The organism is Nonomuraea guangzhouensis (genome assembly GCF_019396345.1).
In the GTDB taxonomy this organism is placed as follows: Bacteria; Actinomycetota; Actinomycetes; order Streptosporangiales; family Streptosporangiaceae; genus Nonomuraea; species Nonomuraea guangzhouensis.
This window is the reverse complement of record NZ_JAHKRM010000041.1, coordinates 72504-85075: the sequence shown is the minus strand read 5'-3', so window position 1 is coordinate 85075 and position 12572 is coordinate 72504. Positions and strand designations below refer to the sequence as shown.

Sequence of the window (12572 nt, the reverse complement as noted above, 5' to 3'; positions counted from 1 at the left end):
TCAGCGGGGGCCCAGGTAGCCGGGTGGCGGGCCCCCGCCGTCGTACGTACGCACCGGGCGGCCGGCCAGGAAGGCACGCAGGGTGCTCAGGTAGGGCTTGCCCCGGTACGAGCCGTCCGCCAGATAGGCGACCCCGGCCCGGGGGAGGGCGGCGCGGTAGTCGGCCACGGCCGACCACTCCTGCCGGTCGCGGGCGCCTTTGACGATCAGGGCCGGGGCCGTCGAGGCGGCCAGACCCTGCCGCAGGCCGGTGGGGGCGGTGCGCTGGGCCAGCCGGGCGTAGCCGCCGGCGTGGTCGTGCTCGAGTTCGCGGTCTCCGGCGAAGGCGTGGGCGGCCTGCGGATTGGATCTCAGGAGCGTGTAGACCGCGAGCAGGCGGGGTGAGGAGAGAACGTCCGGGCCGGTGAAGAAAGAGGCGGTCTGCGGCCGGTCGAGGGCGGCGGGGGCGGCGAAGACGGCCTTGGCGACCTGCTCGGGATGCTCCGCCAGGTAGGCCGCGGCCAGCCGGGCGCCGTAGTCCTGGCCGACGAGGATCAGCCGTTGGGCGCCGATCTCCTGCCGTACCGCCTCCAGGTCGGCCACGTCGCGGGGCAGGCCGTACCCGCGCGGGTCCGCCAGCCGGCCGGACCGGCCTGTGCCGAGCTGGTCGTAGACGTAGACGGTGTAGCCGTCGGCGGCCAGCTTGGCGAAGAAGGCCGAGTCGCCCGCCAGGTCGGCCAGTCCGGGCCCGCCGTGCAGGAACACCACCGGCTCCGGCCGCGTGTCCCGCTTGGGCGCCAGCCGTACGTAGGCCAGCTCGGAGCCCGTCGTCAGCCGCCACTCCCGCTGACCGGCCACCGGCTTCAGCGGCGCGGGCCCGCCCGGCGGCGCGTGCAGGGTCATGGCCGCGACCTGCCAGACCACGGCGGCCTCCACCGACAGGATGACCAGGGCCCGCAGCCAGCGCCCCCAGACCGGGCGCGGTCTCGGCACGCACAGCAGCAGGCCGAGGAAGAACACCGACGCGAACACCGCGAGCCCCGTCACGGTGAAGACGTCCGGCCCGGCGCCGAGCATCGCCATGCCGGCCAGCGCCGCCAGGCCCGGGATCGGGGAGAGCGCCAGGATCACGAGCCCGGTCAGCAGCCGGCCGGCTCGTCGGGCAAAAGTACGCACAGGCCGAAACTAGCTCAAACCACCCGGGTGGGAAGGGGAAATCGAGTGCCCCAGCCGGAGCCGGAGGTGGCCGTCGCGGGGCGCCATCTCCCGCACCGTCCACACCCGCTCCTGTACGACGTCGCCCCGGGTGGTCACGTATCCGCCCACCCGGAGCACCGGACGTCCGGTGTCGTCGTGGACGAGCTGCACCCGCGACTCCGAGCCGTCGGCGAAGATCAGCAGGAAGTCGGCGGGATCGGCCGGGGTGTCGAGGATGAGGCCGGGACGGAGGTGGGAGTCCGGGATCCGGATCACGTGGTCGTTCACCCGGACGCCCCTACCCCGGCTGAGCGGTTTCAGTTGTTGTTGAGGAACTGCTGGGCGAGCGTCCTGCCCAGGTTCACGGCCTGGGTGTGGTTCTCGATCGTCGACACCTTGGTGCCCGACCCGGTGAACACGATGTAGGTGACGCCGGAGTCGGTGCCGCCGTTGCTCGGGTCCGGGTTGATGCCCAGGTCGGCCGCCGTACGGTACGACGCCTCGCCGATGATGCCCGTCGGCCCGGTATCACCCATGACGGCGTACTCCACTTGGCCGTTGTAGACGATCGCCACCACCGTCCCGCAGCCGATGCCCTTGGTCCGGTAGTCCCAGGTGCTGCTGGGGCTGGGCACCACCATGTAGGCGAGCTGCGCCGCGTTGAGCGGGCCGTCGGAGGTGGTCTGGCAGAACGTCTCGTTCTGGAAGCAGCAGTCGGTGTCCTCGTTGCACTGCGTCGTACGGACGCCGTCGCAGTCGATGTCCATGTCCCCCTTCCAGAACACCGCGCCGGTCTTCTCGCACACCGCCACCGTCGCCGTGCTGACGTCGGAGTCGGTCTTGTACTTGCCGTTGGAGATCTGACTGCACGCCGTGACCTTGGCCAGCAGCTGGTCGGCCGTGGGCCCGGTGGTGCCGCCGGTGGCGGTGCCGGTGACCGTGGCGCTGTGGCCGGACTCGTTGCCGGCCGCGTCGACGGCGGTGACCGTGTAGCTGTGCGTGGAGCCGGAGGTCAGGCCGTTGATCGTGGCGCTGGCCGTGGGCGAGGTGGCCACCACGGTGGTGCCCTCGTAGACCTTGTAGCCGGTCACGCCGACGTTGTCGGAGGAGTCGTTCCAGGCCAGCGAGATGCTGCTGGCCGAGGTGCCGGTGACGCGAGGGCTCGCGGGCACGCTCGGCGCCTGCCCGTCCGGACCGCCGGAGCCGCTGACGGACAGCCGGTCCACGTTCGGGCCGCCGTTGGCGGAGGTGCCGGTGGCGCGGATCGTGTTGACTCCGGCGTTCAGGGTGACCGTGACCTGGCCGTCGGCCCAGGTGTCCCAGTTGGTGGTACTGGCGAAGTTCACGCCGGCGGCGGCCACGGAGCCGTTGACGGCGATGTCCATCGGCCGCGTCACCGCGGTGCCGTTGGCGTAGCGGAAGGTCAGGGTGTGGGTGCCGGCGTCGGCCACGCTGACGCTCCACTCGATGTACCCGCCGACGGCGTTGACGTAGTCGACGAAGCCGGTGCCGGTGTAGCCGGTGTGGTTGGTCGCCACGCTGGCCTCCGACAGGGTGGCCGCCTCCGCCTGGTACTCGGTGGCGGGGGCGTCGGCGACCGTGGCCTCCAGGAAGTCGAGGTTCGGGTTGCCGCCGGCGTTCGTCGAGGTGACGCGGATCTTGTTGTCACCCGCGTTCAGCGTCGCGGTCAGCGTGGAGGTGGCCCAGGTGTTCCAGTTGGCGGTGGTGCCGAAGGAGCGGGCGGCCGAGACGACGGTGCCGTTCACCGAGACGTCCGCGGTGCGGGCCGAGGTGGTGCCGTTGGAGTAGCGGATGGCCAGCGTCGCGGTGCCCGCCGAGGGGGCGTTGACCGTCCACTCGGTGTACGGGCCCACGACGTTGTCGCCGTTGACGAAGCCGGTGCCGGAGAAGCCGGTGTGGTTGGCCTCGACGACGCCTTGGCTGATGGTGGCGTTCTCGGCCTCGTAGCGGACCGTGGCCGCCCGCGCGGGCAGCGCGGTCAGGCCGGCGGCGAGGAGGGTGAGGAGGGGAAGCAGGATCAGCGGGCGTAAGCGAGCCCGGGCTGGAGAGTGCACGGCTGGCCCTTCATCCGAATTCGTTAGGAAGGCTTCCTAACAACTGGAGATGGGACCACTCCGTCAAAGCACAGTCAACCCCGTAGAGGGGCCCAAATAGCGCGAACGCCTATCAATGCGATGAAATAGCACCACCCTCTACCAAGGCTGGAGACCTACGTGGCCCTGTTCGACCTGCCGCTTGAGCAGCTCCGTTCCTATCTCCCCGACCGTGACGAGCCCGCCGACTTCGACGAGTTCTGGACGCGCACGCTGGCAGAGGCGCGCGAGTTCGACTCGGCGGCCGAGTTCACCCGCTACGACCTGCCGCTCGCCTCGGTCGACGTGTACGACGTCTCCTTCGCGGGCTGGGGCGGTCATCGGATCAATGGCTGGTTCCTGGTGCCGCGTGGCGCGGAGGGGCCGGTGCCGTGCGTGATGCACTACATCGGCTACAGCGGCGGCCGCGGCTTCCCGAAGGATCACCTGGGCTGGCCCGCCGTGGGCTACGCGGTGTTCGTGATGGAGACCCGGGGCCACGGCGGCGCCAACCCGGGCAGCCCCGGCGTCACCGGCGACCCGTACGGCGGCGACAACGCCCAGGCCCCCGGCATGATGACCCGCGGCATCCTCGACCCCGACCAGTACTACTACCGGCGGGTCTTCACCGACGCGGTCCGGGCGGTCGACGTGGCCGCCGCGCACCCGGCCGTGGACGCCTCGCGGATCGTCGCCTCGGGCGGCAGCCAGGGTGGCGGCATCGCCCAGGCGGCGGCCGCGCTGCACCCGTCGATCAAGGCGGCGCTGATCGACGTGCCGTTCCTGACCCACTTCCGCCGGGCCGTGGAGATCACCGACAGGGACCCGTACCAGGAGATCGTCCGCTTCCTGTCCACCCGGCGGGACAGCGCCGAGCAGGTGTTCCGGACGCTGTCGTACTTCGACGGCGTGAACTTCGCCGCCCGCGGACAGGTGCCGGCGCTCTACTCGGTGGCGCTGATGGACCAGGTCTGCCCGCCGTCCACGGTCTTCGCGGCCTACAACCACTGGCGCGGGCCCAAGGAGATCAGCGTCTGGCCGTGGAACGGGCACGAGGGCGGTGGCGGCTTCCAGAGCGAGGAGCAGATCCACTACCTCCACAAGCTGCTCACCGACGGTTGACAGACCACTGGTCCGGTACGTCCGATACGTCTGGTCATACCGGACCAGTGGTGGTCCGTTCAGGTCGGCCTGGCCGGCCGCCAGGCCGATGCGGCCCGTCTAGACGGGCTGGTCGGTCACCAGGAAGGACACGGAGCCCTGGTCGTCCGCTCCCGCGTCCAGAGACTTGTCCTCCAGGACTGTGGCGGCCACCGGGTCGAGGTACACACGCGCGCCCTCGGCCTCGACGACCTCGTCGGCCGGCTCCGGCGCGTTCGCCAGCGACAGGGTCAGCGAATTCGCGCCCTCTCCCTGGGACGAGATGCGGATGCCGCTCTGGGCAGGCTCAGGAGCGGACGCGGTCAAATCACGAATCGCCTGAGCTGCGTTAGTTGTCAGGGTGAGCACTACGGCTCCTCCTCACGATCGACGTACATGAACTCCCCGCCCTTCCCTCATCGAGCGGGTCAAACCCTCTGACTCGAAATCTTTACCGGCATTCTGTGCTGGTCGCGGGGATCATGTCGGATATGGAGTTCGACGAGCACCGCGAGGCCATGGTCGCCCAGCTGCTGGAGCGCGGGGAGGTGAGCGGGCGGGTGGCGGAGGGCTTCCGCCTGGTCCCGCGCCATCTGTTCCTGCCGGAGTTCGACCCGGCGGAGGCCTACCGGGACGAGCCCATCGTCACCAAACGGGACGAGGAGGGCCGGCCGATCAGCTCCTCCTCGCAGCCCGCGATCATGGGCATCATGCTCGACCAGCTCGACGTCCGGCCCGGCGACCGGGTGCTGGAGATCGGCGCGGGCACCGGCTACAACGCCGCCCTGCTCGCGCACCTGACCGGGCCGGAGGGCCATGTGGTCAGCGTCGACATCGACGCCGACGTCGTCGCGGCGGCCCGGCGGCATCTCGACGACGCCGGCTGTCCCGAGGTGGTCGTCGCGTGCGCCGACGGCGCGGCCGGCTTCCCGCAGGCGGCGCCGTACGACCGGGTGATCGCCACCGTCGGCGTGTGGGACCTGTCCCCGGCCTGGCTGGCGCAGCTGGCGCCGGGCGGCCGGCTCGTGGTGCCGCTCGACCTGCGCGGCGTGCAGGTGTCGGTGGCCATGGAGTACGCGGGCGACCACTGGTCCAGCCGGTCGGTGGAGCCGTGCGGCTTCATGCGCATGCGCGGCCCCTCCGCCGGGCCCGAGGTCACGCTGATGCTGGACGGCGAGGCCGACCTGGTGCTCACACTGCCGGAGCCGCGCGAGGTGGGCGACGTCGTGGCGATGCTGGCCGGCCCCGCCGTCGAGGTGGCCGCCGGCGTGCCGCCGCTGCCACGGCTGTCGCTGATGGGCGGCGGGATCGGCCTGTGGCTGGCGATGTACGAGCCCCGCTGGTGCGCGTTGGCCGGACGGCTGGAGTGGGCTCCGGTGGCCACTCAGGGGTACGGCATGACGGTGGGCCTCGCCGGCCCCGACGGCCTGGCCGTACTGGCGGCGGGGCAGGAGCTGCTCGCTCGCGGACACGCGCCAGGCGGGGCCGCATCGGCGGCAGGGCCGGAGCTGCCCGGGGCCGGGCCGGCCGGGCAGGAACTGCTCGTCCGCGGATACGGGCCGGACGGGGCCGCGCTGGCGGCGGAGCTGGCCGCGCACGTCCAGGCGTGGCACGCGGCGGGCCGCCCGGAGGCCGGCGACCTGCGCATAGACGCCTACCCCGGCCCCGCGCCGGACGGCGTGGCCGTCATCACCAAGCGGCACACGCGCCTGGTGCTAAGCTATGACTGAATATCCGAACCAGTCATAGGGATTCACATGGCCGTGGCGTTCACGGCGGAGGATCGGGCGCGCATCACCGCGCGGCTGCTCGACACCGCCGAAGAGCTCTTCGCCACCCAGGGGCTGAAGAAGACCTCGCTCGACGAGCTGGTCGCCCCCTCGGGCATCGCGAAAGGCAGCTTCTACGCGTTCTTCGAGTCGAAGGAGGAGCTCTACAAGGAGGTCATGGTCCGCCGGGCGCCGCTGATGGGCAAGCTGCTCGCCGCCGCGCTCGACCGGCCGCCCAGCGTGGCGGCGCTGGCCGGCCTCATGCGGGGCATGGTCGAGGCGCTCACCACCGACCCGTTCTACCGGCGGCTGCTCACCCGCCCCGACGAGCTGGAGGCGGTGGCCCGCAGGGTCGGGCCCGAGGAGATCGCCCGGGTCACCCCGCACCTGATGACGCCGCTGATCGACTACCTCGCCCAGGGGCAGAGCGACGGCGTCATCGTCGCGGACGTCCCGCCGGAGGTGCTGATGGGCGTGCTGCGCACCGCGGGCCTGCTGGTGGTCAACCGCGACAGGTACGGACCCGACTTCGAGCAGGTGCTCGACGCCACCATCAACGCTCTGGCAAGGGGGCTCATCGTATGAGCGGGCTGAAGAGATACGCGCGGGCCGTGGGCATGACCGACGAGGCGTGGAAGCGGCACGCCAACCCGTGGAGCGTCTGGACCAGGTTCGCCGCGATCCCGCTCATGATGCTGGCCATCTGGAGCAGGGCGTGGATCGGCTGGTGGTCGCTGGTGCCTGTGGCGCTGGTCGTCGTCTGGCTGATCGTCAACCCGCACGCCTTCCCGGCGATCGAGCATCCGTCGAGCTGGACGGCCAAGGGCATCTACGGCGAGAAGATGTGGCTGCAGGACCGGTCGCTGGTGTCCGGCGACCACCGTAAGGTGCAGCGCCTGCTCATCGGCGTGGGCTCGGCCGGGTTCGCGCTGCTGGCCTGGGGGCTGGTCGCGCTGGAGGTGTGGCCCGCCGTGTTCGGCGCGACGCTGGTCGTGCTCGGCCAGCTCTGGCGCATCGACCGCCTCGGCCAGCTGTACGAACAGCATCGGGCCGCCTGAAGCGGCCCGGCCGACCTAGCCGGTCGGGAGCTCCAGGGGCGCGCCCAGGGTGCGGGAGACCTCGTGGGCGGTGCTCGCGACCAGCGGTCCCAGCTCCTGTGCGTCGTCGACCGACAGCTCGTGGGTCAGCGTCGAGATGCTCACCCCGGCCACCACGTGCCCGGTGTGGTCGAACACGGCCGCGCCGACGCAGCGGATGCCCGCCTCGTTCTCCTCGTCGTCGATCGCGAAGCCGCACTCCCGCACCCGCGCCAGGTGGCGGCGGAGCGCGGCCTGGGTGGTGATCGTGGCGGGTGTGCGCCTGGTCAGCCCGGTGCGGGTGGTGATGCCCGCCACCTCGTCGTCGGACATGGCCGCGAGCATCGCCTTGCCGATCGCGCTGGTGTGCAGCCACAGCGACATGCCGACGCGTGAGGGCATCTGGTAGGGCTTGCGCCCCTCCAGCTTGGCGGCGTAGACGGCCTCGTCGCCGTTGAGCACGGCCAGGTGCACGGTGTAGCCGGTCTGGTCGTGCAGGCGCTGCAGCACCGGCGACGCCTGGCGTACCGGATCGAAGCGGGCCAGCATCCGGCCGGCCAGGGTGAGGATCTTGGGGCCCGGCAGGTAGCCGCCGGTGCCGTCGGGCCGGGCGAAGCCGTGCTCGGCCAGCGACTGCAGGATGCGGTGGGTCGTCGACTTGGGCAGGCCCGTCGCCGTCGCGATCTTGGTCACGCTCTCGTGCTCGGCGAGGGCCTCCAGCACCCAGAGCGCCTTGTCGATGGCGGTGCTCGGCCGGTTGTCCACCCGAGCAAGCATACTCAGCGGGCCAGCCAGCCGCCGTCCACGACCAGCACGTGGCCCGTGACGTAGTCGGAGGCGCGCGAGGCGAGGAAGACGGCCGCGCCCGCAAGGTCCGCGGGGTCGCCCCAGCGCCCGGCCGGGATCCGCGACCTGATCTCCTGCTCGCGCCGCGCGTCCTCCCGCAGGGCCGTGGTGTTGTCGGTGGCGATGTAGCCGGGGGCGATGGCGTTGACCTGCGCGCCGTGCGGCGCCCACTCGTTGGACAGCGCCTTGGTCAGCCCGGCCACCGCGTGCTTGGCCGCCGCGTAGGACGCCACGTTGATGCCGCCCTGGAACGACAGCAGCGACGCGATCGAGATCACCTTCGTGGCGCCGTGCTCCAGCAGCGCCTGGCTGAGCACGTACACGGCGTCCAGGTTGACGGCCAGCACCCGGCGCCAGTCGTCCAGGCTGGTCGAGCCCCGGCTGATCGTGCCCGCGTTGTTGACCAGGATGTCCACCTCGCGCCGGGCCAGGACCGGCGCCAGCGCTGGCCTGATCGCGGCCGGGTCGCCCAGATCGAGGACGAGCTTGCCCACGTCGCTCCCGAGTCGCTTCACCTGGCGCTCGGTCTCGTCGAGGTCGTCGCGGTGGCCGTGCAGGATCAGGTCGGCCCCGGCCCGCGCGAGGCCGACCGCGATCGCCCGGCCGATTCCCGAGCGCGCCCCGGTGACCAGCGCCGTGCGGCCGGTCAAAGAGAACAGCTCCATCCGTCACCGCATCTCGGTGATCGCGACCTGGTCCATGTCGTCGAACGCCTGGTTCTCCCCGGCCATCGCCCACACGAACGCGTAGCTGCGGGTGCCGAACCCGCAGTGCACCGACCAGCTCGGCGAGATCACCGCCTGCTCGTTGGCCACGATCAGGTTGCGGGTCTCGTCGGGGCGGCCCATCAGGTGCACGACCCGCTCCTCGCGCGGCAGGTCGAAGTACAGGTAGACCTCGGTACGGCGGTCGTGGGTGTGGCACGGCATGGTGTTCCACATGCTGCCCGGCTCCAGCACGGTCACTCCCATGACGAGCTGGCAGCTGCGGATGCCGTCGAGGTGGATGTACTTGTAGATGGTCCGGTCGTTCGAGCCGCCGGCGCTGCCGAGCCGTACCGGATCCACGTCCTTCAGCCGCGCGTGCGTGGTCGGGAACGTCTCGTGCGCGGGGGCGGAGACCAGGTAGAACGTGCCGCGCTCGAACGTGACCTCGCGCGCGCCCCGGCCGACGTACAGGCAGTCCTTGGGGTCCAGCTCGTACGGCACGCCGTCGACCTCCACGGTGCCCGTCTCCCCGATGTTGATCACGCCCAGCTCGCGGCGCTCCAGGAAGTGCTCCGAGCGCAGCGGGTCGAACGCCGTCAGCCGCGCCTTCCCGCTCGGCCGCACCCCGGCGACGACCATCCGGTCCTGATGGGTGTAGACGCCGTCCACCTCCGGCCCGAACAGGCCCTCGACGAGGTGGCGGGCGCGGAGCTCCGCGGTGCCGAAGTGGTGGATCTGGTCGGGTGCGGTGGCATGCCGTATTTCCATCTCTTCCCTCCGGTTGTTCCGCGTCCTACGATCCTAGACACGGAACACTGTTCTATCCAATGGAACGCCTAACCCTCGGAGGCGCACGGTGTACCAGCAGAACTTCAACCCCACCGGCTCCTTATGGCTGTCCGCCCTCCTTGCCGCCCTGCCCCTGCTCGCGGTGCTGGTGCTGCTGGGCGTCTTCAAGTGGAAGGCGCACTGGGCGGGCATCTCCGGCCTGGTCGTCGGCTTCCTGATCGCGGTCCTGCCGTTCGCGTACGGCATGCCGATCGCCCAGGCACTCGACTCCGCCGTGTACGGCGCGGCCAGGGCGGTGCTGCTGATCCTGTGGATCACCTTCAACGCCATCTGGATCTACAAGATGACCGAGCGCAGCGGCCACTTCGCCGTACTGCGCCGGGCCTTCCAGGGCATCAGCGACGACAAGCGGATCACCGCGATCGTCATCGCGTTCTCCTTCGGCGCGCTCATCGAGGCCCTGGCCGGCGGTGGCTCGCCGATCGCCATCTGCGCGGTCATGCTCATCGCGCTCGGCTTCGAGCCGATGCGCGCCGCGGTCATCGCGCTCATCGCCAACACCGCGCCCGTCGCCTTCGGCGGCATGGGCAACCCGATCACGATCCTGGGCAGCGTCACCGAACTGCCGCCCGAGCCGTTCGGCGCGATGGCGGGCCGCCAGACCGCGTTCATCGCGCTGCTCGTGCCGTTCATCCTGATCTACGTCGCCGACGGGCGGCGCGGCCTGCGCCAGGCGTGGCCCGCCGCGCTCGTCGCCGGGATCAGCTTCGGCGCCACGCAGATCCTGATGTCGCAGGTCAACTACCTGCTCACGGACATCGCGGCGGCCCTGGTCTCGGCGATCGTGCTGGTCGCGTTCGGCAAGATCTGGAAGCCGGCCGAGACGGTCGGGTTCACACCGAGCCCCACCCCGATCGCGGGCGGGTCCGTGGACGACCCCGCGTTCGTCCGCGTCCACGGCCGCCCCGGCGGCGACACCACCGGAGACAAGCTCACGGCCTTCGCCCCGTACGCGATCATCATCGCGTTGTTCTCCATCGCGCAGATCCCCGCGATCAAGACCTTCCTCGCCGGTTTCACCGTCAAGCCCGCCTGGCCCGGGCTCGACCTGGTGAACCCGGCGGGCAAGGCGGTGCCCGTGGTCTACGAGCTGCCGTGGGCCGCGCACCCCGGGACGCTGCTGTTCGTCTCTGGGCTGCTCACGCTCCTGGTGCTGCGGATCAGCCCGGCCTCGGCGCTGGCCACCTATGGGGCGACGATCCGGCAGTTCGGCTGGGCCATCGTCACCATCCTGTCGGTCTTCGCCCTGGCCTTCGTCATGCAGTTCTCGGGGCAGATCCAGACGCTCGGCCTGTTCCTGGCGGGCGCGGGCGCGTTCTTCGCGTTCCTGTCACCGGTCGTCGGCTGGTTCGGCGTCGCGATCACCGGTACGGACGCCGGCGCCAACGCGCTGTTCGCCAAGCTCCAGACCACCGCGGCGGGCCAGCTGAACATCCCGCCGGAGCTGTTCGGCGCGGCCAACAGCGCGGGCGGGGTGATGGGCAAGATGATCTCGCCCCAGAACCTGGCCATCGGCACGGCCGCGGTCGGCCTGGTGGGGGAGGAGGGCAACCTGTTCCGCCGGGTGATCGGCTGGAGCGCGGTGTTGCTGCTCATCCTGTGCGTGCTGGTGTTCCTGCAGTCGACGCCCGTGCTGGGGTGGCTGGTGCCCTGATGCCGCTAGGGCGCCGTTGGAGCGCCCGGCTGCTCGACCGGTGCGTCCGGCTGCCCGGCGGGTTCGCCGGGGCCGCCCGTCCGCCTGGACAGCAGCCAGATCGCCAGACCGAGCACGACCAGCGCAGCGAGTCCGGCCCAGAGCCAGCCGGGGATGCCGCCCCCGCCCTGCGCCGCAGCGGCAGGTCGGGAGGTCTGCGCCGCGGCGGCGGGCGCGGTCGTGGCCGCAGCCGCCGTCGCGGGCGCTGTCGTGCCGGACGAGGTCCCCTTCACGGTGAAGGGGATCTCGCCCTCGATCGGGTGGCCGTCGGACGAGACGACCCGCCAGGCGATGACGTACGAGCCGCCCGCCAGCGGGCCGGGCACGGCGGTGCGCACCTTGGGCCCGTCGGCCTGCGGCTCGCCGAGCTTGATCATCTGCCCGGCGGCGGTGCGCAGCACCACCAGCGGGAAGCGGATGCGAGAGGAGTACTCCAGCTCGATCGTCTCCACGCTGGACACGGTGGCGCCCTTGGCGGGCGAACTGCTCTTGAGACTGTCGTGAGCGAGGGCGGCGGGCGCGGTGACGGCCAGGAACAGCCCGCACCCGATCACCGCCACGAGGGTTCTGCGAAGAAAGGTAGACAAGGTGAACTCCATGACGAGGGAAGCATTGTTGGCGATGCGGTGTCTCCCCTCGTGGGAGGCCCTCTCCGTGGCTCCGCGGTCGCGATCCGACCCGTGATCGACGGCCTGAGCGGCGCCCGCCAAGCCGGCGCCGGCCGTGACGGAGCCGGGTCGATCGCGGGAATCGCTCGGAACGGCCGCGGCAGGGCGAGCCGGGGCCGCCCCGACAGGCGCAGCATGAGCCAGAACGCGCTCTCACCCCGATGCAGCCACCAGCCCGTCAGCACGGCGATCGTCAGGTGGACCAGCGCCATGCCCACGGCGAAATGCGCGTGCCCGGTGCCGGGCGCGGTCAGCTCGAACAGCTTGTGCAGCGCTGCCTGTGCCCCCACCGTGGCGCCGAGCACCACCTCGGGGCCGCGCTCACGCCCGCTCAGGACGTATGCCAGGGCGAGCGCGCCGAACCCGCCCGTCACCATGACGCCGGGCGCGACCGCCGCGCCGCCCGCGAAGGCATGCCCGGCCGCCGTCACGGCGGCACACACCACCGCGAAGACGATGGCTCGGGCGAGGCGCATAGGCCCATCCTCGCAGCCTTCGGACACGCACAACCTACTTGTCAGACATATGTACGGCCTGAAGGACACTCTTTACTGT

14 protein-coding genes are annotated in these 12572 nt (G+C 71.3%); 5 read left to right on the top strand and 9 right to left on the bottom strand.

Features of this window, described 5'->3' with window-relative positions:
- The 3 genes from KME78_RS54120 to KME78_RS54110 are packed head-to-tail and all read right to left on the bottom strand — an operon-like array spanning position 1 to position 3251.
- Positions 1–1155: an alpha/beta fold hydrolase gene (locus KME78_RS54120; protein WP_219537866.1), complete on the bottom strand. Its 1155-nt coding sequence runs from the start codon at positions 1153–1155 to the stop codon at positions 1–3.
- A 9-nt stretch (positions 1156–1164) separates the two neighbouring features.
- A complete protein-coding gene (locus tag KME78_RS54115; RefSeq protein WP_219537865.1) occupies positions 1165–1464 on the bottom strand; it encodes a hypothetical protein in 300 nt (99 codons plus the stop codon).
- Positions 1465–1493: 29 nt separating this feature from the next.
- Complete coding sequence (locus KME78_RS54110) at positions 1494–3251, bottom strand: glycoside hydrolase family 75 protein (RefSeq protein ID WP_219537864.1); 1758 nt, start codon at positions 3249–3251, stop codon at positions 1494–1496.
- A 159-nt stretch (positions 3252–3410) separates the two neighbouring features.
- Here KME78_RS54110 and KME78_RS54105 point away from each other — a divergent pair, with 159 nt between their 5' ends.
- Positions 3411–4391, top strand: a complete 981-nt coding sequence (locus KME78_RS54105; protein WP_219537863.1) for an acetylxylan esterase — start codon at positions 3411–3413, stop codon at positions 4389–4391.
- Between the two features lie 99 nt (positions 4392–4490).
- On the opposite strand, the gene KME78_RS54100 is transcribed toward KME78_RS54105, so the two are convergent.
- Positions 4491–4736: a Fe-S cluster assembly protein HesB gene (locus KME78_RS54100; RefSeq protein ID WP_246654486.1), complete on the bottom strand. Its 246-nt coding sequence runs from the start codon at positions 4734–4736 to the stop codon at positions 4491–4493.
- 164 nt (positions 4737–4900) lie between these two features.
- On the opposite strand from KME78_RS54100, the gene fxlM reads away from it, so the two are divergent.
- Genes fxlM through KME78_RS54085 form a run of 3 tightly spaced genes read left to right on the top strand, consistent with a single transcriptional unit; the run spans position 4901 to position 7236 of the window.
- On the top strand, positions 4901–6139 hold the full coding sequence (fxlM, locus tag KME78_RS54095; protein ID WP_219537861.1) for a methyltransferase, FxLD system: 1239 nt from the start codon (positions 4901–4903) through the stop codon (positions 6137–6139).
- Between the two features lie 27 nt (positions 6140–6166).
- Positions 6167–6763 (top strand): TetR/AcrR family transcriptional regulator, encoded by a 597-nt coding sequence (locus KME78_RS54090; RefSeq protein WP_219537860.1) that lies wholly within the window; start codon positions 6167–6169, stop codon positions 6761–6763.
- Positions 6760–7236: a DUF6653 family protein gene (locus tag KME78_RS54085; RefSeq protein WP_219537859.1), complete on the top strand. Its 477-nt coding sequence runs from the start codon at positions 6760–6762 to the stop codon at positions 7234–7236. Before KME78_RS54090 ends, KME78_RS54085 begins: the two co-directional genes overlap by 4 nt.
- Before the next feature lie 15 nt (positions 7237–7251).
- On the opposite strand, the gene KME78_RS54080 is transcribed toward KME78_RS54085, so the two are convergent.
- Genes KME78_RS54080 through kduI form a run of 3 tightly spaced genes read right to left on the bottom strand, consistent with a single transcriptional unit; the run spans position 7252 to position 9575 of the window.
- Positions 7252–8019, bottom strand: coding sequence for an IclR family transcriptional regulator (locus KME78_RS54080; protein WP_219537858.1), 768 nt, complete (start codon positions 8017–8019; stop codon positions 7252–7254).
- Between the two features lie 14 nt (positions 8020–8033).
- A complete protein-coding gene (locus KME78_RS54075; protein ID WP_281429149.1) occupies positions 8034–8750 on the bottom strand; it encodes an SDR family oxidoreductase in 717 nt (238 codons plus the stop codon).
- Positions 8751–8768: 18 nt separating this feature from the next.
- Complete coding sequence (gene kduI / locus KME78_RS54070; protein WP_219537856.1) at positions 8769–9575, bottom strand: 5-dehydro-4-deoxy-D-glucuronate isomerase; 807 nt, start codon at positions 9573–9575, stop codon at positions 8769–8771.
- 88 nt (positions 9576–9663) lie between these two features.
- Between kduI and KME78_RS54065 the strand changes: the two genes are divergently transcribed.
- The gene (locus tag KME78_RS54065; RefSeq protein WP_219537855.1) at positions 9664–11310 is read left to right on the top strand and encodes an L-lactate permease; all 1647 of its coding nucleotides are present in this window, start codon (positions 9664–9666) and stop codon (positions 11308–11310) included.
- 5 nt (positions 11311–11315) lie between these two features.
- On the opposite strand, the gene KME78_RS54060 is transcribed toward KME78_RS54065, so the two are convergent.
- Positions 11316–11936: a copper resistance CopC family protein gene (locus KME78_RS54060; RefSeq protein WP_219537854.1), complete on the bottom strand. Its 621-nt coding sequence runs from the start codon at positions 11934–11936 to the stop codon at positions 11316–11318.
- Complete coding sequence (locus tag KME78_RS54055; protein WP_219537853.1) at positions 11900–12493, bottom strand: MFS transporter; 594 nt, start codon at positions 12491–12493, stop codon at positions 11900–11902. The genes KME78_RS54060 and KME78_RS54055 overlap by 37 nt, the downstream gene beginning before the upstream one ends.
- Between the last annotated feature and the right edge of the window lie 79 nt (positions 12494–12572).